This is a genomic window from Pseudomonas sp. B14(2017) (assembly GCF_002113255.1).
Taxonomy (GTDB): Bacteria; Pseudomonadota; Gammaproteobacteria; order Pseudomonadales; family Pseudomonadaceae; genus Aquipseudomonas; species Aquipseudomonas putida_Z.
Genome location: NZ_NEJY01000001.1, coordinates 25,719 through 44,856, shown reverse-complemented (window position 1 = coordinate 44,856; position 19,138 = coordinate 25,719). Strand labels below are relative to the sequence as shown.

Genomic DNA, 19,138 nt, shown 5'->3' with positions numbered 1-19,138 from the left:
CCCTCTCAGGTTCCCGGTTGCCGCGCAGGTGAATTCCGCCCACTAAAAAGGCGCTCGTCCAAACCGTCCACCTCCCGTAGGAAGGCAAATCGGCTTGCCCGAGCGCCTGGCGACTTTCTGAGCTTAGCGCAGAAAATCAGTGGTGATGGCCACCTTCACCGTGGATGTGGCGGTGAGCGATTTCTTCGTCGCTGGCATCACGGACGTTGACTACCTTGACCTGGAAGGTCAGGCGCTGGCCGGCCAGCGGGTGGTTGCCGTCGACGGTCACGTCGTCGCCGTCGATGTCGCGGATGGTGACGATCTGCATCTGGCCATCCGGCGCCGAAGCGTGGAACTGCATGCCCACTTCCAGCTCGTCGACACCTTCGAACAGGCTGCGGTTCAGGGTGCTGACCAGCTCGGCCAGGTACTCGCCGTAGGCATCTTCCGGCTCGATGGAAACGTTCAGCTCGTCACCGGCTTGCTTGCCTTCCAGGGCTTTTTCCAGGCCCGGGATGATGTTGCCGGCACCGTGCAGGTAAACCAGCGGTGCACCGCCGGCGGAGCTGTCGATGGTCTCCCCGGCGTCGTTGGTCAGGGTATAGTCGATGGAGACAGCCTTGTTGGCGGCGATCAGCATGGGGCAAGACCTTTTGCAAAAGTATGTAGAGCGGACAAGTGTAACCAAGCCATCGCCCGATTGCGAACGCACTGCGGACGAGCAACGGCCCATCAGTCGGATCACCGGCTTCCACCAGGACGAAGAGGGCCACTGGGTGGCCGAACTGTCCTGCGGCCACACCCAGCACCTGCGCCACCAGCCGCCGTGGCAGGCACGCCCCTGGGTGCTCGACCCGGCCCAGCGCGCGCAGCGTATCGGCCAGCCTTTCGCTTGCGGCTGGTGCGCACAAGGGGCCGATAGCGCTACCCTTGGCCGTTAATTTCTTGCACCGCTTATTTCGAGAAGCACGCATGCAGACATTTTTCATTGCGCCGACCGATTTCGGTGTCGGCCTGACCTCCATCAGCCTGGGCCTGGTGCGCACCCTGGAACGCGCCGGGCTGAAGGTCGGCTTCTTCAAGCCGATCGCCCAGCCCCACCCGGGTGACACCGGCCCCGAACGCTCCACCGAGCTGGTCGCCCGCACCCACGGCATCAAGCCCCCGGTGCCGCTGAGCCTGGCCCACGTCGAGCGCATGCTCGGCGATGGCCAGCTGGACGAATTGCTCGAAGAAATCATCCGCCTGTACCAGCAAGCCTGCATCGGCAACGACGTGGTGGTGGTCGAGGGCATGGTGCCCACGCGCCACGCCAGCTATGCGGCGCGGGTCAACCTGCACCTGGCCAAGAGCCTGGATGCCGAGGTGATACTGGTATCTGCACCGGAAAACGAAGTGCTCAGTGAGTTGTCCGGCCGGGTCGAACTGCAGGCCCAGTTGTTCGGCGGCCCGCGCGACCCAAAGGTGCTCGGGGTAATCCTCAACAAGGTGCGCACCGACGAAAGCATGGCGGACTTTTCCACCCGCCTGCGCGAACACTCCCCGCTGCTGCGCGGCAACGACTTCCGCCTGCTGGGCTGCATCCCCTACCAGCCCGAACTGAACGCCCCGCGCACCCGCGACGTGGCCGACCTGCTCGGTGCCCAGGTGCTCAATGCCGGTGACTACGAGCAGCGGCGCATGAGCAAGATCATCATCTGCGCACGCACCGTGGCCAACACGGTACCGCTGCTTACCTCGGGTACCCTGGTGGTGACCCCGGGCGACCGCGACGACATCATCCTCGCCGTCAGCCTGGCGGCAATCAACGGCGTACCGCTGGCCGGCCTGCTGCTGACCAGCGACGGCAAGCCAGACCCACGCATCCTGGGCTTGTGCCGCGGCGCCCTGCAGGCTGGCTTGCCGATCCTGTCGGTCAGTACCGGCTCGTACGACACCGCCAACCAGCTCAACTCGCTGAACCGCGAAATCCCGGTGGACGACCGCGAGCGCGCCGAATTCATCACCGACTTCGTCGCCAGCCACCTCGACGCCGCCTGGCTGCACCAGCGTTGCGGCACCCCGCGCGAACTGCGCCTGTCGCCTGCAGTGTTCCGCTACCAGCTGATCCAGCGGGCGCAGCAGGCCAACAAGCGCATCGTCCTGCCGGAAGGCGCCGAGCCGCTGCTGGTGCAGGCAGCGGCAATCTGCCAGGCCCGCGGCATTGCCCGCTGCGTGCTTCTGGCCAAGCCCGAGGATGTCGATGCCGTGGCCCGCGCCCAGGGCATCACCTTGCCGCCGGGCCTGGAAATCCTCGACCCCGAGGTGATTCGCGGGCGCTATGTGGAGCCGATGGTCGAGCTGCGCAAGAGCAAGAACCTCAATGCACCAATGGCCGAGCAGCAACTGGAAGACCCGGTGGTGATCGGTACCATGATGCTGGCCCTGGACGAAGTGGACGGCCTGGTCTCGGGCCTGGTGCATTCCACCGCCAACACCATCCGCCCGGCCCTGCAGCTGATCAAGACCGCACCGGGTTCGAGCCTGGTGTCGTCGGTGTTCTTCATGCTGTTCCCCGAGCAGGTGCTGGTGTACGGCGACTGCGTGATGAACCCGCACCCGAGTGCTGTCGAACTGGCCGAGATCGCCCGGCAGAGTGCCGAATCGGCGCAGGCCTTCGGCATCGCGCCGCGGGTGGCGATGATCAGTTATTCAAGCGATTCGGCCAGCGACGAGGAAGTCGAGAAAGTGCGCGAAGCGACCCGCCTGGCACAGGGCGCGACGCAGGAGCTGCTGATCGACGGGCCGTTGCAGTATGACGCGGCGGCCAACCCGGCGATTGCACGGGAGCTGGCGCCGGGCAGCCCGGTAGCCGGGCGGGCGACGGTGTTCGTGTTCCCTGATCTGAATACCGGCAACACGACCCACAAGGCGGTGCAACGCAGCACTGACGGGGTCAGCCTGGGGCCGATGCTGCAAGGGTTGCGCAAGCCGGTGAACGACTTGCCGCGCGGGGCTCAGGTTGACGATATCGTGCATACCATTGCCCTGACGGCGATTCAGGCGAGCGTGGTGGGCTAAAAGCTGGGCTGCTTAGCAGCCCATCGCCGGCAAGCCAGCTCCCACAGGATTTGCATAGCCCTTGAGCCTCGTGCAGTACCTGTGGGAGCTGGCTTGCCGGCGATGGGCCGCAAAGCGGCCCCAGGATTGATGCCTTACTGCTGAACCTGCCCCTGGTCATACTGCTGACCCGGAATCGGCTTCAGGTTCACTTCCACCCGGCGGTTCTGCGCGCGACCATTGGCGTCGGCGTTGCTCGCGATCGGCTGGTCCGGGCCCATGCCACGTACGGTGATACGCGAGGCATCCACACCCTGCGAGGTGAGGTAGGTGCTGACCGCCTGCGCACGGCGCTGGGACAGGTCCATGTTGTGCTGGCGGCTGCCAGTGCTGTCGGTGAAGCCGACCACTTCGATGGTGTTCTGGTTGAACTGCTTGAACGAGCCGGCCAGGTTGTTCAGCGGCGAGTAGAAGCTTGGCGCGATGTTGGCCGAGTCGGTGGCGAAGGTGATGTTGCCCGGCATGATCAGCTTGATCTGGTCACCCTGGCGCTGCACTTCCACGCCGGTGTTGGCCATCTGCGCGCGCAGCTCGGCTTCCTGCTTGTCGGCGTAGTAGCCATAACCGGCTGCGGCGGCACCTACGGCGGCGGCACCGATCAGTGCACCCTTGCCACGGTTGTTGTGGTCGATGGCGGCACCGGCGATAGCACCGGCCAGCGCGCCCAGGCCGCCGTACTTGGCGGTCTTGCTCATCCCTGTGGAGCCCTGCGCCTGCCCTTGGCTGTCATAAGGGTTCTGCCCGGCACAGCCGGTCATCAGGGCAGCGGCGGTTGCGACGATAATCAGACGACGCATGGTGAACATGGACAAGCTCCTACTGAATTCATGAATGCGGCAGATCATAAAGGGATCTATGCCAGCCTTGGATTGCATCGGCAACAAAAAATTCCATGAAAGTGCCTTCATGTGCCATCAGGCACGCACGAAGGGGTTTTCGCGCATTTCGTCGCCCAGGCGGGTATCAGGCCCGTGGCCGGTCACCACGATGGCCTCCTCGTCCAGCCGATACAGCCGCTCCTTGATCGAACGGACGATGGCCCGCTGGTCGCCACCCCACAAATCGGTACGGCCAATGCCACGGCGGAACAGGGTATCGCCGGCGATCAGCAGCTTGGCGTCGGCAAACCAGAAGCTCATCGAGCCAGGCGTGTGGCCTGGCGTATGCAGGGCCACGCCACAACCGCAGGCCAGCTCCTCGTCATCCCCCAGCCAGCGGTCTGGCGCAGGTACCGGGGTGTAGGGCACGCCGAACATCTGGCACTGCATTTCCAGGTTGTCCCACAGCGCTTGGTCGTCCTTGTGCAGGTGCAGCGTTGCGCCGGTCAGTTCCTTGAGCTTGCCCGAGGCAAGGAAGTGATCGAAGTGAGCGTGAGTGTGGATGATGCTCACCAGCGTCAGCCCGTGGGCCAGCAGGCGAGCAAGGATCTTGTCCGGGTCACCGCCCGGGTCGACGACGATGGCCTTTTTGGTAAGCGGGTCGCCGATCAGGGTGCAGTTGCATTGCAGGGGACCTACAGGGAAGGTTTCGCGGATGAGTGAAGACGGGGGTTGGGTCATTGACGTTCTCATGAGGAAAGCGCAGCGCGCTAAAAGCGTCGAGTCTATTTATTCAATCAAGCGCAGGCAGGTCGCCGGGATTACAAGCTGCCCCCTGAGGCAAACGAAAAACCGGCCAATAGGCCGGTTTTCAGACTAATACGAGTGTGCAGCAAGGCGCATATCCCAGGCCTGACGTGCTGTCGTTCAGGACGGGATTCCTGCCAGAGGGCCTGCGGGCTCAAGCTCTGCCCCCTTCGCCTTCGCGACCTGCAGGAACCGGAGCTGGTTACTGGAGACTCGACCAGCAAGACGTCTGGCTTCAGCTTCGAATCTTGCAATGGCAAGCAATTCTACCTGTCTCGTTTTGGATCGCATGGTTACCCCCAAAAGCTTGATCGACGCAATCGATGTTATTAGGGATCAACCTGGATCACAAGCCGACCCTCGGCGGTCCAGGTGAAGCCAAGCGCCTCATAAACTGACATTGCGCCCTCAATAGGGTCTTGTATTTCAATCTCTTGACAACCCAACATGCGAGCGTAGAAGTCTATCGATGTCAGCGCCAAACCAGCGATCTCTCCCCGGAGTGGATGCCACCTGCTGGGATTACCTTGGAGCAGAATGACCTTGATACATAAGCGACTCTTTCTAGGGCTTGCATAGCAGAGACCACAGAGTTCGCTTCCGAACCAGATGGCAAGATCGAACCCTTTGGGATCGCTATCCTTCCAGTCGACAATTTCCTCCCAAGGAAACATACACCCACTTGTCAGCCATTCCAGGCTAGCACTGACGGCCTCGTGCGTTATGGGCTCTATCCGGACTTGATCCAGCTCGACATCTCGGCTCAGTAGTTCTGGCTGCCGACACAGCAATTCATGAGTGAGGGTTCTGGCTTGGGATCGAAATATTTGGTATCGGAGTTTGCTGATTCGCCTTCTCATGCAAGCCCCGCATTCGAAATGGAGCCTCCGTCCATTTAGAACTCACGACCTACTGGTTGCATGCGGTCCCACACCCGCATGTCTTTCGGTTGCGGGGCATTGAAGTCGCACTGACCGAGGAGCGACGCAAGGTCATAACGGTTTGCGCCGAAGCCCGCATTCCTCTGATGCTCATTCGCTCGGAAGCTTTCAATCGGTGAGCAGTGGTTCAACTTCTGGGTAAATCTCTTCATAACCGCTCTGCTGGTAGTCATCGAAAACCGAATAATTACCAGCGTGAACGCCGATGAAAAAGAGCTCAAAAGCCCGTTTGGTTTAGATCAGATTGCTCCTACAACTCACGACGAAGCGTCGCCGCTGTACTAGCAGGAAGCGTTGCTTGATGTGTCAATACGGGCCGTGCTCTGCAAGCTTCTCTCAAGGCAAGAACAACCTGAACAACCCACCCCCAAGCGCCCCGCCATTGGAGATCTCGATCCGCCCGCGCACCCCGCCGCTTTCATGCAGTGCCGCGATCCGCGCGGCAAAATACAGGCCCAGGCCGGTACTGCCGCTGGTCGAGTCGATACCCTGAATGAATTCTTCCTGGCGTTCGAGCATGCGCTGTGGATAACCCGGGCCGTCATCGTTGACGCAGATGGCCAACTGGTTGTCTGCCTCTTCGATGGTGATCAACAAGGCATGCGCGGCAAAGCGGGTGGCGTTGGTGATCACGTTGGCGATCACCGAGGCCACCAGCTCGCGGTCGAAGAAGCCCAGCGGGTTGTCGGTGTCGATGCGCCAGGTGGCAAGGATGTCCTTGTGCTTGAGCACTTCCTCGTGCGCAGCCAGCTGGGCTTCGATGAAATCGTCCAGTTCGTGGTAGTCCGGGCACACCGGCAACTGGTTCACGCCCAGTTTGTACAACCCCAGCAACTGCACCAGCATGCCATTGAGGTGGCGAAACTCATGCTCCATCACCCCCTGCTCGGCACCACCGCGCAGTTCCTCGGGCAAGCGCTGCATCCACTGGTTGTGGGACTGGATCAACGCCGACAGGGAATTCTTCAGGTCGTGCACGGTGGAGGCGATCACCGTGGAAAAATCCAGCCCCTGGTTGTCTTGATTCATGCGCCGAACACTCGGATGTGCAGTTTGCGGTAGCGGTCGTAGCGGTTGTCGCTGGCGGGGATGCCGGCCACGCTGGTCAGGGCGTCGCGGCACTCCTGCATGATCGCGGGCTGAGGGCTGTCTCCGCCGATGCGCAGCAGCGCCTGGGCAGTGTTGAGGGCGATGCTGATGTTCTTCGGCTGCAAACCCAGCGCCTTGCGGAACAGCTGCAACGCCTCGCCGAGCTGCCCCCCCTGGTAACTGCGCACACCCTGGCGATTGAGGGTGACCGCTTCGGTAATGGCGTTGAGCACGCTGGGGTCGTCCGTCAGCTTGCCGACCCTCTCCATGACCTTGGGGTCGTCGCCATAACTTTCCACACAGCTCCTCAGCACGCCGATGGCGGCGGCTTCCTGCCCCATGGCCTGCAACTGCGCGGCAACGGTCAGGGCCGAATCGACCGAGAAGAACTGGTTCATCTTGTCCAGGCGCTGGATCGCCTGTTCGGTCAGCTTGGCAGCCGTTTCAGGATCGCCGGCCTGCTGCAGGCTGGCGGCCTTCATCATGCGGGCACGCACCTGCAGGCCCTGGTCCTCGGGGTTTTCCTTGGCTACTTCGCTGAGCGTGCTGTTGATCTCGACCCGGGTGCGCGCATCCAGGCCAAAGCCGGCATTCCTGCTCATAAGCGCCTGCACCAGGCCCAGGTTGTTCTCGGGGTCCTTGTAGCGTGAGCTCTGGCCCTGGTTCACCGCATGGCGGAACGCTTTCGAGGCACTCTCGAAGTCTTCGTTTTCCAACGCCAGCTTGCCCAGCGTCGACTGCCGGCGCACCGACAGCGGCGACAGGCGCACGGCTTCTTCAAGCATGTTCTGCGCACGCCTGGTTTCGCCTTGGGCCACCAGCACCTCGGCCATGCCATCGTACAGGCCTGGCATGATCGGGAAGGCCTTGAGCGCCTGCTCGTACACGCCCTGGGCCTGGGCATTCTGGCCGCGCTTGTGCATCAGGCTGCCCAACGCCGAGTACACCCACGGCTGCGGGCGGCTGGCCAGGATGGCCTTGAGGAACTTCTCCAGCTCCTCGAAACGGTTGAGGTTGCGCAAGGCATCGGCCCGATAGCGCAGGCACAGCGGGGCCAGGCGTGGGTCGCGCTTGCACAGCTCGGCGCAGGCCGCCAGCACTTCGGCCGGGCGATTGCGGTCCAGGGCCTGCAGGATCGGCTTGAGCAGGGTCTTGCGCTGGTAAAGCTTCTCCACGCGCTGGGCCAGGCCAACCCGGTTGAACGGCTTGGTCAGGTAGGCATCAGGCTCGTGCTCGATGGCGCTGAGGACAATGGCCTGGCTGCTCTCGGCCGTGACCATGATGAATATGCACTCATGGCTGATGTGCTTGTCGAGGATCAGGTCTTCGAGCACCTGCTGGCCGTTCTTCTTGCCGTCACCCAGGTGGAAGTCCTGCAGGATGACGTCATAGCGCTTTTGCGCGCACATGCGCAGCGCCTGCTCGCCGCTGTCGGCGGTGTCCACGTCACGTACGCCCAGCTCGCGCAGCATGGAACGGGTCGACGTGCGAAAGTCGGTAAAGTCGTCGACGATCAGAAAGCTCTTTTGCCCGTACTGCAGCATCAACACGACCTGCCTTGGAATGATTGAAAAATCGCGCGAGGCGATGCCACCGATAGCTGTATCGGCAGCTGGTCGGGAAAGATGAGGATAGAGCGTTGGCGGCCACGGACCACGGCCTGGCGCCATCACTTTAGCGAGCTAAGCCCTGCAGGGCTATTGTCACGCCAGCATTCCCAGGGACTTGGCCTTGGCCACCGCCTGGGTACGCCGCTCCACCCCCAGCTTGCTGTTGATATGGCTGGCGTGGGTTTTCACCGTGTGCAGGGAAATGAACAGCCGCTCGCTGATCTGCTGGTTGGAACAACCCTGGGCAATCAGCTCGAGCACGGCCAGCTCGCGGCTACTCAGGGCTTCACCGCTGCCGGTACTGGCGCTCGGCAGCGGTGGCAGGCGCTTGAGCAGCTCGGCCTGCACCGAGCAGGCGGCAACTGCCTGCAGCTGTTCGAGAAGCCACTGCGGGTGCTGCTCCAGCAAAGGCTGGAACGGTTGCAGCACGCCGCCTTCGGCTGCCTCCAGCAACCGTGGCAACAACTGGGCGGCCTGCTCGTCCCGGCCTTCGCCCAGCAACAAGCCAAGCCACTGGCACAGGGCACTGACGCTGAGCATCATGCCGCCACTGGCCTGGCCGCGCTCGACCAGGCTGGCCAGGCGTTGCGCCGCGTCGTCGCTATGCGACTGGATACGCTCGAGCGATGCCTGCTGCAAGGCGATGTGCAACGGCAGCAACGGGTGGAACTCCGGGGCCGCCGCCGGTTGCTCGCCGCCATAGGTCTGGCCCAGGCGCAGCAGCCAGGACTCGGCCAGGTCGATGCGTCCCTGTGCCAGCCACAACTCGCATTTGACCAGGGTGATCATGGCCAGGTAGTAGACCGGCGGCACATCCCAGATGTGCATCAGCCGCTCGGCCTCGGCCAGTTCGGCAAAAGCCTCGGCAAAGTGCCCTTCCCGGCCATCGAGCGTAGCGATCACGCAGTGGCCGATGAGCACGCTGATATCGCGGCAGGCCCGCGCCTCGCCCAGCCCCGCACGCAAGCGGGCACGGCCCTGGGACGGCTGCAGGCGCGATACCAGCAGGTAGCCTTCGTAAAGCGTCAGGCGGGCGCGCACGGCATACAGCCGCTGTGCCGACAGCCCTTGCAGGCGCTGCAGCCCCTCGCGCACTTCGTCCAGTGCGCGCAACACCTCGCCACGGGCATGCAGCACCCGCGCCCGGTCGTAATGGGCCAGGGCCTCGAACAATGGGTTGCCAACGCGCTGGGCCAGCTCCAGGGCCTCACGGTTCCAGCCGCGGGCCCGCCAGAAATCGCCATCGGCAATCGCCAGGTTGGACAGCGTCGACAGGCACACCAGGCGTTGGCCATAACGCTTGCTCGGCAGGCTCTGCAGCGCTTCGCCGCAATAGGCCAGGGTGCGCTCGCGGTCGCCACGGCCACGGGCGATCACACCACTCAGCGCCAGCCACTGGGCCAGCATGGACTTTTGCGCGGTCGCCGAAGGCGCGGGCAGGAAGCGGCTGAGATAACCCGCCAGCTCTTCGGCCGCGTCCAGCTGGCACGCCAGGCCCAACGCCCAGCTGTACAGCACGATCAGCCGCGGCGTGCTGATCAGCAGGCTGTCGGGCAGGTCCATCTTCCAGCGCAGCAACATGCCGACGTTCTGTTCGGCCAGCAGTTGCTCCTCGGACAGGCTCTGCACCAGATCGGCGGCGACATCGAGGTGACCGGCCCGCAGCGCCTGCTCCACCGCTTCGTCCAGCAGGCCCTGGCTTTCGAACCAGCGGCAGGCACGCAACTGCAGGCCGGCCAGCGGCTCGCTGGCCTGGCGGCTGCGCAGCAGGTCGGAGAACAGGTGGTGATAGCGGAACCAGTGGCCATGCTCGTCCAGCGGCACCAGGAACACCTGGTGCGCCTGCAAGAAGCGCAGGATCGCGGCGCTGTCGTGGCGGCCGCGCACGGCATCGCACAACGGGGCGCAGAAACGCTCCTGGCAGGCCGTTTCGTACAGGAAGGCCTGCACGTCGGCGGGCAGCATGTCGATGACTTCTTCCAGCAGATAGTCGCGGATCAGGCCCTCACCACCATGCAAGGCCTGTGGCAAGGCCTGCTCGTCAGCGGACTCGCTGGCCGCCAGTTGCCAGAAACGCAACCCGGCCACCCAACCGTCGCTGCGCTGGATCAGGTTGTCCAGGGCCTGGCCACGCAGCCCGGTGGGTTGGCGACCGATCACCGCCAGCGACTCTTCGGCGGTAAGGCGCAAGTCCTGTTCGTTGAGCTCGACCAATTGCCGCGACAGGCGCAGGCGCGCCAGGTGCCAGTCCGGGCGCTGGCGGCTGGTGACCAGCAGCACCAGGCCGGGGGGCAGGTGATTGAGGAAGAACTGCAGGCAACGGTCGAGCACAGGCCCCTGGGCCAGGTGATAGTCGTCCAGCACCAGCAACAAGGGCGTATCGGCTTGCAGGTACAGCGCCAGCTCGTCGAGCAGGCCGTCGAGCCATTCCTCGAAGGCGAACGGCTGGTGGCGCTGGCGCATTTTCAGCAGGCCCATGGCCTGGCCGCCCAGCGCCGGGCAGTACTGCTGCAGGCCTTCGAGCAGGCGTTCGAGGAAGCGGCCAGGGTCGGCATCCCGTTGGCTCAGGCCCAGCCACAGGCTACGCCAGTGCTCGGGCAGCGCTTCGCAAAATTCGATGGCCAGGGAGCTTTTGCCGAAACCCGCCGGAGCATTGACCAGCAACAGCCGCCCGCCGAGGCCGGCTTGCAGCCGCTGGCACAGGCGCAGGCGCGGCACATGGCCGTCCGGCAAGGGCGGCCGGAAGAAACGCCCGTCCAGCAGGCCCAGGGCCTGGCTGGCGAATCCATGCGTACGGGACAGATCTGTCATGGCCGGCTCGTTCTGGTTGGAAGACTACGGCGGTATGGATGCTTGCGAGACTAGCGGGTAACGCTGCGCATTTGAAGATGATGGGCGCAATTCCCCTGGAAAAGACTGCGACAAAAAGCAACATGGCTGATGGACAGGGGCTGGGGCGGGGATTTGGGGAGGTATTCAGCAGATTTATTGCCTGTTCCGGCCTCTTCGCGGGCACGCCCGCTCCCACAGGGATTTCGCAGGCTTCCAGGCCAGCGCAGTACCTGTGGGAGCGGGCGAGCCCGCGAAGGGGCCGGTACAGGAAAATGAAACGCCCCGGACAAGCCGGGGCGCTCCGAGGTTGCGCGATACTTAGCGAATACCCGACTGGCGCAGTGCCGCTGGCTGGAAGTCCGCCTTGCTGGCGCTGAAGCCGAAGTCGTAGGCGCGCTTCTCTTCGTTCTTCATGCCCAGAGCCAGGTAACGGCCCGACTGCAGGTCGTAGATAGTCTCCAGGGTGTACCACGGCACTTCCACGTTGTAGTACGGCTGGGCATGTGCCTCGGACACGCGCCACAGCTGGCCACGGCCGTCGTACTGGTCGATCACCGCAGCCTGCCAGGTATCCTCGTCGATGTAGAAGTCACGCTTGGCATAGATGTGCCGCTGGCCCGGCTTGAGGGTCGCGACCACGTGCCACACGCGGCGCAGCTCGTAACGGGAAAGGTCCTGGTTGATGTGCCCGGCCTTGATGATGTCGGTGTACTTGAGCTTGGGGTCGTCGAGCTTGAAGGCGTTGGACGCGATGTACATCTCCTTCTTGCCTTCCAGCTTCCAGTCATAGCGGTCCGGCGCACCGTTGAACATGTCCAGGTTGTCCGAGGTGCGCAAACCGTCGGCGGCGGTACCCGGGCCGTCGTACGACACTTGCGGTGCCTGGCGCACACGGCGTTGGCCTGCGTTGTAGATCCACGCCTTGCGCGGTTCCTTCACCTGGTCGAGGGTTTCGTGCACCAGCAGCACGGTACCGGCCAGACGCGCGGGCGCGGTCACCTCCTGCTTGAAGTAGAACAGGATGTTGCCCGGGTTGTTCGGGTCGTAATCCTTCATCTTGTCGCGGAAGACGAACTGGTCGGAGAAGTACACAGGGTTGAAGGAGCCATTCTGCTGTGGCGTGGCCTGGGTCACCAGGCGGCTGACGCTGCCACCCCGGTAGCGGGTGATGTGGTTCCAGATCACCTCCAGGCCGCTTTTGGGGATCGGGAACGGTACAGCCGTGCGGAAGTTGCTCAGGCCGTTGCCGCCTTCGACCAGGGTGGTCTTGGTGGCGTTCTCCTTGATGGCGGCGAACACGTCGGCCGGAACCGTGGAACCGCGATGGGTCTTGAATACCGGGATCTTGAAGGTGTCCGGGTAGCGCTTGAGCATGGCCAGCTGGCCCGGCGAGAGCTTGTCCTTGTACTGGTCGGCGTTCTGCGCGGTGATGGTGAACAGCGGCTTGTCGCTGCCGTACGGGTCGGACAGGAAGCCCTTGCCGTCGGCACTGCCCGCGCTCTTCGACAGCGGCTCCCACGGGCCGATCGAGCCATCGGCGTTGCCGGCCTTTTCGGCGCCTATCGGGGTCAGGGTACTGCCCAGCTTGGCCGCCTCGTCGGCGGATACTGCAGCCATGACGCTGGTCGCCAGCAGGGACAGGCCCAGCACACCGGCTTGCAGCAGACTTCTGGTCTTGTTCATGTCGTGTCGTCCTGGATCTGTATGCTTAGAAGTTCACGCCGAAGCTGAGGGCGACGAAGTCGCGGTCATCCACGGTGGTGTACTTGCCATCGAAGAAGTTGGTGTACGACAGGCTTGCCGTGTAGGTGTTCTGGTACTCGGCGTCGAGGCCCAGGCTGACGGCCTTGCGGCCTTCCTCGAAGTTGGCGCCAGGGCCGGGCGAGTAGCCGGAGACATCATGCGACCAGGCTACGCTCGGCTTCAGGTTGACCCCAGCGAAGACGTCGTTGTAGTCCCAGATGACACGGGCGCGGTAACCCCAGGAAGTACTGGTGGTGTAGCCGTCGTTCTCGCAGTTGCGGTTCAGGTTGGCAGTGGATGCACCGGCGCCGGCGCCTGCGATGGTGCTGGCGTTGAGTGCCTGGCAGGTATCGGCACCACCAGTGGAAGGCAGTGGGCCAGGGCCGAACACTGGATCGCGACCGTAGCGAGTGTCATGTGCGTTTTCGAGGCCACCCACATGGGTGACACCCACCTCGCCCACCACGGTCATGCGGCTGGCGCCCATCACCTGGTCGAAGAAGTGCGTCAGGGTGGTCTGGAATTGAGTGATTTCCTTGCGACGATACCCGTGCAGGTCCTGTCCCGGCGTACCGGTCAGCAGCGAAGCATTGCTCAAAGCGCCGCCAATGGGGCGGACCCCGGCGAACAAGATATCAGTGGTATTGAGTTGCACTGGCGCGTTGGGGCGGTAGCTGAGTTCACCGCTCCAGGCTGTCCCTGTAGGCAGCGTGGTGGAGAAACTCAAGCCATAGAGGCGGATATCCTCGGGATATTCGACAAAGTACTCGGAATTACCCGCCACGATCAGGGGTGCCAGAGCGCGCAGCTGTGCAGGCAGGGCGCTCAACCCGGCGAACACAGAAGGCGCAGCCCCTGTAGCGCTGAAGATCGGCGCACGGCTGTGATAGTTCATGAAGTAGGCACCGAACTCGGTGTCCAGCGGCTCGAACATGTAGCGCATGGCCACACCGAACTGGCCGCTGTCACGTGCATCGCGGTCGGCGCCACGGCGCACCATCACCCCTTCCTCGTTGATGTCCACGCCACGGGTGGCAAGGAACTGCTGCGCCGCCCCCGGCACTGTGCGGCTGCTGTTGAGCACGCGCAGGTTATCGGTACAGCCGTCGGCAATGATGTCCGGCTGGGAGAAGAAGGTGCCGCAGTTGTCGACGACCGTCTGGTCCCATTCGATCTGGTAGAAGGCCTCGGCCGACAGGTTGTCGGTCAGGCTTTGCGAGATGTAGAACATGTTGACCGGAATCAGGCCTTCCTTGATCTCGGCTCCCGGACGGCGGAAGGCAGCTACGTCGATCGGGTTGATCGAGTTGATGCCGCCACCGATGAAGGTACTTTCACCCCAGCTCACCACCTGCTTGCCCAGGCGCACCGAGCCTGGCTGATCGCCGATGGAGTAGTTGTGGTAGACGAACGCGTCGAGCAGCTCGGCACCGGACGATTTGGCGCCTTCCTTGCGGTTGGAGTCGCTGATGTCCTTGAACTCGCGGCCTTCGTCCTTCAGTTCGAAGTCATACCAGTACTTGCCACGGACGAACACGCCGGTGTCGCCGTACTTGAGCTCCAGGTCATGGATGCCCTTGAAGATCTTGGAGAAGGTTTCGCCCTTCTTGAAGTTCAGGTGGCCATCGTCGGATGTCTGCGACAGGCCCTTGCCGCCGTTGTTCACCCCGATCAGGTTCTTGTTGGGGTTGGCCGTCGACCAGCTGGCGCCGATGGAGAGCGACGAGTCGAACTGGCCTTCGATTTCACCAATGTTGAAACTGACAGCGAAAGCAGGACTTGCGAGCGTGGAAGCAAGGCTGACAGCCAGGGGCAACTTGGCCCGGCGCCAGAACAGGTTTGCAGATTTCATCGACGCTACTCCATGTACTTTTTTTGTTATGGCAGTGAGTCCTTTCAAGAACGGCCCGAGCGACCGGTTTGCAGGCTTGCGCCCGCGGCGACACGGCTTGCGCATGTCGCCTCCCCCATTCCTGAAAATCCCCTGGCCCCGACTATAGCCAGCAAGGCACAGGCGCTTGATCCCTCTAAAGTGTGATTTGCGCTCCGTGCGGCCAACTCGCTGCCATGTTGCCTCGGCTGCGCGCTGGCAGTGCTAAAGGATGGCGTATTTCTGCCGTTTGGCAAGGCTGCACCCCTCTAGCATGCGGGTCGCGTGTTGCGGTACGCGACCCGCATGGCGGTTACAGCGTGGAGAGGAACGCGCTGTTGCTGGCCTGCCACTGGACGATGTCCTGGCGGATGCGTTTCTTGTCGAGCTTGCCGACACTGGTCTTGGGAATTTCAGTAACAACGGCGATCTGGCTTGGAATCGCCCACTTGTTGATGTGCCCTTGCTCGACGAAGGGCTTGAGGTGTTCCTTCAGCGCCTTGGCGTCGATGACCTGGCCTTCGCGCACCACCAGCAGGGCAAACGGGCGTTCGCCCCACTGCGGGTCGGCCACCCCCACTACCGCCACTTCACGCACGGCCGGGTGGCGGCTGATCAGGTCCTCGAGGTCGAGCGAGGAAATCCACTCGCCACCGGTCTTGATCACATCCTTGATACGGTCGCGGATGTCGATGTAGCCCATGCCGTCGAGCGTGGCGACATCGCCGGTGTGCAACCAGCCACCCTGCCACAGCTCCTCGCTCTTCTCCGGCTCCTTGAAGTAGCCCATGGTCAGCCACGGCGCACGCAGCACCAGCTCGCCCTGGGTTTCACCATCGGCGGGCAGGAAATTGCCGTCGCCGTCGACGATGGCCGCCTCGACCAGCGGCACCGGCACGCCGGCCTTGATGCGGTAGGTGACGCGCTCATCCTCGCTGCCGGCCTGCAGTTCGTCGTTCAGGTGGGCGGCGGAAATCAGCGGGCAGGTCTCGGACATGCCATACGCGGCGGTCAGCTGGATGCCGCGTGCCAGGGCGGCCTGGTACAACGAGCGGTTGAGTGCGCTGCCGCCGATGATGATCTTCCAGCCGCCGAAGTCTTGACCTTGGGAGGTCGGGCAGTTGAGCAGCATCTGCAGGATGGTCGGCACGCAATGGGAGAAGGTGACCTTCTCTTCGCGCCACAGCTTGACCAGCATGTCCGGCTCGTAGCGCCCCGGATACACCTGCTTCATGCCGAGCATGGTGGCGGCGTAGGGAATGCCCCAGGCGTGCACGTGGAACATCGGCGTGATGGGCATGTACACGTCGTTGCTGCCCAGCAGGCGCACGCTGTCGATGCTGCCGGTCACCGAAGCTTCGGCCAGGGTATGCAGCACCAGCTGCCGGTGAGTGAAGTACACCCCCTTGGGGTTGCCGGTGGTGCCGGTGGTGTAGAAGGTGGTGGCCACCGAGTTCTCGTCGAAGTCCGGGAAGTCGTAGCGCGGGCTGGCAGCGGCCAGCAGTTGCTCGTACTCGCCCACCAGGTTGGGCAGCTCGGCTGTCTTGTCCGGGCCGTCGGTCAGCAGCACGGTCTTGTCGACGGTGGTCAGTTGCCCCGCGATGGCCTGGTACAGGCCGACGAAGTCGCTGTTGACCAGCACCACGCGGTCTTCGGCGTGGTTCATGGTGTAGAGAATCTGCTCGGGCGACAGGCGCACGTTGATGGTGTGCACCACCGCGCCGATCATCGGAATGGCGAACATGCATTCCAGGTAGCGGTGGCTGTCCCAGTCCATCACCGCCACGGTGTCACCGGCCTTTACCCCGGCTTCGGTCAGCACGTTGGCCAGGCGCGCGATGCGCTCGTTGAGTTGTGGGTAGGTCAGCCGCAACTGGTCGCGGTAGACGATTTCGCGGGTTTTTTCATAGCGGCTGCCAGACATCAGCAGGCGCTTGATCAGCAGGGGGTAGGCGTAGGCGCCCTCGGCGGGCTTGATGATGCGGGTCTGCAACATGGGTATCCCTTTTCTGAAAAGCGGGCCGGACAAGTCTGGGAACTACTGTAGTTCGCCAATGTGACGGCTAAATCAGCCGAAGGAATGATTTGCATGATGAAGGTATGAGTGGCGGGCGTTGACGGGCGGCAAGGTTGAACTAGACACTGCGGCGGCAGCTTCAGGATTTGTGCTGGAGCCAAAGGCCCTTTCGCGGGCACGCCCGCTCCCACAGGTACTACACACCCCGCAGGTTGGTGGGGTCCTGTGGGAGCGGGCATGCCCGCGAATGGCCACAACACCGAAATCCCGCCCAGCCTCGGAGAACTTCATGCCCAGCCCGCGTCGCGCCGTGTTTCTCGATCACCAGTCCCTGGACCTGGGCGATCTCGACCTCTCGCCCCTGAAGCAGCAGTTCGATGAGTTCGAACTGTTCGCCGCCACTCACCAGGAGCAGGTCGCCGAACGCCTGCAGGGCGCGGTGGCGGTAGTCAGCAACAAGGTCATGCTCGACGCCGCGACCCTGGCCGCCAACCCGCAACTGAAGCTGATCCTGGTGGCCGCCACCGGCACCAACAATGTCGACCTGGCGGCCGCGCGCGCCCAGGGCATCACCGTGTGCAACTGCCAGGGCTACGGCACACCGTCCGTCGCCCAGCACACCCTCGCCCTGCTGCTGGCCCTGGCCACCCGCCTGTGCGACTACAACCAGGCGGTAGCCGACGGCCAGTGGGCCAAGGCCAGCCAGTTCTGCCTGCTGGACTTCCCCATCGTCGAACTGGAGGGCAAGACCCTTGGCCTGCTCGGCCACGGTGAACTGGGCGGCGCGGTGGCGAGGCTGGCCGAAGCCTTCGGCATGCGCGTGCTCAGCGGGCAGCTCCCCGGCCGCCCGGAACGCGCCGACCGTTTGCCACTGGACGAGTTGCTGCCGCAAGTCGACGCCCTGACCCTGCACTGCCCGCTGAACGAGCACACCCGACACATGCTCGGGGCCCGCGAACTGGCCCTGCTCAAGCCCAACGCGTTGGTGGTCAACACCGCCCGCGGCGGCCTGATCGACGAGCAAGCGCTGGCCGACGCCCTGCGCAGTGGCCACCTGGGCGGTGCCGCCACCGACGTGCTGAGCGTGGAACCGCCGGTCAATGGCAACCCGCTGCTCGAACCCGGCATCCCGCGCCTGATCATCACCCCGCACAGCGCCTGGGGCGCAGTGGAATCGCGCCAGCGCATCGTCGGCCAGCTCAGCGAGAACGCCCAGGCCTTCTTCGCCGGGCAGCCACGCCGCGTGGTCAGCTGAGCCCGACGCCCGCCTCTGCTACACTGCGCCACTTTTTTCCAGGAGGCGTCGTCCATGGACCCGCGCAGTGAAGTGTTGCTCCGCCAGGCAGAGCTGTTCCAGGGCCCGCTGCTGCTCGCCGGCGCCCCCGCCGACGGCCTGCTCGGCCAGTTGCCCCAGGCCCGGGCCTGGACCTGGCATGCGGGCGACCAGGCCATGCTCGAGAGCCGCTTCGCCGGGCGCAGCCACTATGCAGTGGAGCCCCCTGAAGTGGCTTTCGACAGCGCCGTGCTGTTCCTGCCCAAGTCCCGCGAACTGGCCGCCTACCTGCTCAACGCCCTGGCCTCGCGCCTGGCTGGCCGAGAGCTGTACCTGGTCGGCGAGAAACGTGGCGGCATCGAGGGCGCGGCCAAGCAGCTGCAGGCCTTTGGCAAGCCACGCAAGCTCGACAGCGCCCGCCATTGCCAGCTGTGGCAGGTGACCATCGAGCACGCGCCAGAAGCCAAGCCCCTGGAAAGCCTGGCCGAACGCTTCGAGCTCAGCCTGGAAGACGGCCCACTGCAAGTGGTCAGCCTGCCCGGTGTGTTCAGCCATGGTCGCCTCGATCGCGGTACCGCCCTGCTGCTCAAGCACCTCGACGGCCTGCCGAGCGGGCATGTGCTGGACTTCGGCTGCGGTGCCGGGGTGCTGGGCGCCACGGTCAAACGCCGTTATCCGCAAAACCGGGTGACCCTGCTGGACGTGGATGCCTTCGCCGTGGCCGCCAGCCGCCTGACCTTGGCCGCCAATGGTCTGGAAGGCGAAGTGATCAGCGGCGACGGCATCGACGCGGCGCCGACCGAGCTGAGCCTGATCCTGAGCAACCCGCCGTTCCACACCGGGGTGCACACCAACTACCAGGCATCGGAAAACTTGCTGAAAAAATCGGCCGTTCATCTGCGAAAAGGTGGCGAAATGCGCCTGGTTGCCAACAGCTTCCTGCGCTACCAGCCACTGATCGAAGGGACGCTGGGCAACTGCCAGGTACGCGAGGAGGCGGACGGTTTCCGCATCTACCAGGCAACACACGGATAAAAACAGCGCTTGCCGAAAGCGT

At 63.7% G+C, this 19,138-nt stretch carries 13 protein-coding genes; 4 read left to right on the top strand and 9 right to left on the bottom strand.

The genetic code is table 11. The features are described 5' to 3' along the window. Positions 1-136 precede the first annotated feature (136 nt). Positions 137-622: a peptidylprolyl isomerase gene (locus CAG34_RS00230; RefSeq protein WP_003259610.1), complete on the bottom strand. Its 486-nt coding sequence runs from the start codon at positions 620-622 to the stop codon at positions 137-139. Here CAG34_RS00230 and CAG34_RS00225 point away from each other — a divergent pair. Then, positions 621-923 carry a DUF3565 domain-containing protein gene (locus CAG34_RS00225; protein WP_015268965.1) on the top strand — a complete coding sequence of 101 codons (303 nt, stop codon included), beginning with the start codon at positions 621-623 and terminating at the stop codon, positions 921-923. The two genes, CAG34_RS00230 and CAG34_RS00225, sit on opposite strands and share 2 nt — an antisense overlap. 31 nt (positions 924-954) lie before the next feature. Continuing rightward, the gene (gene pta, locus CAG34_RS00220) at positions 955-3,042 is read left to right on the top strand and encodes a phosphate acetyltransferase (RefSeq protein ID WP_085587375.1); all 2,088 of its coding nucleotides are present in this window, start codon (positions 955-957) and stop codon (positions 3,040-3,042) included. Between the two features lie 134 nt (positions 3,043-3,176). Here the strand turns inward: pta and CAG34_RS00215 are convergent, their stop codons facing one another. The 8 genes from CAG34_RS00215 to CAG34_RS00165 form a co-directional block, all read right to left on the bottom strand. Further along, the gene (locus tag CAG34_RS00215) at positions 3,177-3,887 is read right to left on the bottom strand and encodes an OmpA family protein (RefSeq protein ID WP_015268963.1); all 711 of its coding nucleotides are present in this window, start codon (positions 3,885-3,887) and stop codon (positions 3,177-3,179) included. Positions 3,888-3,995: 108 nt separating this feature from the next. Then, entirely contained in the window at positions 3,996-4,640 is a 645-nt protein-coding gene (locus CAG34_RS00210; RefSeq protein WP_085587373.1) for an MBL fold metallo-hydrolase, read from the bottom strand. A gap of 1,343 nt (positions 4,641-5,983) precedes the next feature. Then, on the bottom strand, positions 5,984-6,676 hold the full coding sequence (locus CAG34_RS00195) for a sensor histidine kinase KdpD (protein WP_025337711.1): 693 nt from the start codon (positions 6,674-6,676) through the stop codon (positions 5,984-5,986). Next, positions 6,673-8,280, bottom strand: coding sequence for a response regulator (locus CAG34_RS00190; protein ID WP_025337710.1), 1,608 nt, complete (start codon positions 8,278-8,280; stop codon positions 6,673-6,675). Before CAG34_RS00190 ends, CAG34_RS00195 begins: the two co-directional genes overlap by 4 nt. Positions 8,281-8,439: 159 nt before the next feature. After that, the gene (locus CAG34_RS00185) at positions 8,440-11,157 is read right to left on the bottom strand and encodes a LuxR C-terminal-related transcriptional regulator (RefSeq protein WP_085587366.1); all 2,718 of its coding nucleotides are present in this window, start codon (positions 11,155-11,157) and stop codon (positions 8,440-8,442) included. A gap of 339 nt (positions 11,158-11,496) precedes the next feature. Beyond that, on the bottom strand, positions 11,497-12,861 hold the full coding sequence (locus CAG34_RS00175) for a DUF1329 domain-containing protein (protein WP_085587364.1): 1,365 nt from the start codon (positions 12,859-12,861) through the stop codon (positions 11,497-11,499). A 25-nt stretch (positions 12,862-12,886) separates the two neighbouring features. Next, positions 12,887-14,773 carry a DUF1302 domain-containing protein gene (locus tag CAG34_RS00170; protein WP_085587362.1) on the bottom strand — a complete coding sequence of 629 codons (1,887 nt, stop codon included), beginning with the start codon at positions 14,771-14,773 and terminating at the stop codon, positions 12,887-12,889. Between the two features lie 331 nt (positions 14,774-15,104). Then, positions 15,105-16,787: a fatty acid--CoA ligase gene (locus CAG34_RS00165; protein ID WP_085587360.1), complete on the bottom strand. Its 1,683-nt coding sequence runs from the start codon at positions 16,785-16,787 to the stop codon at positions 15,105-15,107. 310 nt (positions 16,788-17,097) lie between these two features. Here CAG34_RS00165 and CAG34_RS00155 point away from each other — a divergent pair, with 310 nt between their 5' ends. Together CAG34_RS00155 and CAG34_RS00150 are read left to right on the top strand one after the other, a co-directional pair. Next, positions 17,098-18,063 carry a 2-hydroxyacid dehydrogenase gene (locus tag CAG34_RS00155; RefSeq protein WP_085587358.1) on the top strand — a complete coding sequence of 322 codons (966 nt, stop codon included), beginning with the start codon at positions 17,098-17,100 and terminating at the stop codon, positions 18,061-18,063. Between the two features lie 54 nt (positions 18,064-18,117). Then, complete coding sequence (locus CAG34_RS00150) at positions 18,118-19,116, top strand: class I SAM-dependent methyltransferase (RefSeq protein WP_085587356.1); 999 nt, start codon at positions 18,118-18,120, stop codon at positions 19,114-19,116. The last annotated feature ends 22 nt before the right edge of the window (positions 19,117-19,138 follow it).

Excerpts from the sequence above, each read along its gene's own strand:
- CAG34_RS00225 (WP_015268965.1), top strand. The coding sequence starts at position 621 with ATGGGGCAAGACCTTTTGCAAAAGTATGTAGAGCGGACAAGTGTAACC.
- CAG34_RS00230 (WP_003259610.1), bottom strand. The coding sequence starts at position 622 with ATGCTGATCGCCGCCAACAAGGCTGTCTCCATCGACTATACCCTGACC.
- pta (WP_085587375.1), top strand. The coding sequence starts at position 955 with ATGCAGACATTTTTCATTGCGCCGACCGATTTCGGTGTCGGCCTGACC.
- CAG34_RS00215 (WP_015268963.1), bottom strand. The coding sequence starts at position 3,887 with ATGTTCACCATGCGTCGTCTGATTATCGTCGCAACCGCCGCTGCCCTG.
- CAG34_RS00210 (WP_085587373.1), bottom strand. The coding sequence starts at position 4,640 with ATGACCCAACCCCCGTCTTCACTCATCCGCGAAACCTTCCCTGTAGGT.
- CAG34_RS00195 (WP_025337711.1), bottom strand. The coding sequence starts at position 6,676 with ATGAATCAAGACAACCAGGGGCTGGATTTTTCCACGGTGATCGCCTCC.
- CAG34_RS00190 (WP_025337710.1), bottom strand. The coding sequence starts at position 8,280 with ATGCTGCAGTACGGGCAAAAGAGCTTTCTGATCGTCGACGACTTTACC.
- CAG34_RS00185 (WP_085587366.1), bottom strand. The coding sequence starts at position 11,157 with ATGACAGATCTGTCCCGTACGCATGGATTCGCCAGCCAGGCCCTGGGC.
- CAG34_RS00175 (WP_085587364.1), bottom strand. The coding sequence starts at position 12,861 with ATGAACAAGACCAGAAGTCTGCTGCAAGCCGGTGTGCTGGGCCTGTCC.
- CAG34_RS00170 (WP_085587362.1), bottom strand. The coding sequence starts at position 14,773 with ATGAAATCTGCAAACCTGTTCTGGCGCCGGGCCAAGTTGCCCCTGGCT.
- CAG34_RS00165 (WP_085587360.1), bottom strand. The coding sequence starts at position 16,787 with ATGTTGCAGACCCGCATCATCAAGCCCGCCGAGGGCGCCTACGCCTAC.
- CAG34_RS00155 (WP_085587358.1), top strand. The coding sequence starts at position 17,098 with ATGCCCAGCCCGCGTCGCGCCGTGTTTCTCGATCACCAGTCCCTGGAC.
- CAG34_RS00150 (WP_085587356.1), top strand. The coding sequence starts at position 18,118 with ATGGACCCGCGCAGTGAAGTGTTGCTCCGCCAGGCAGAGCTGTTCCAG.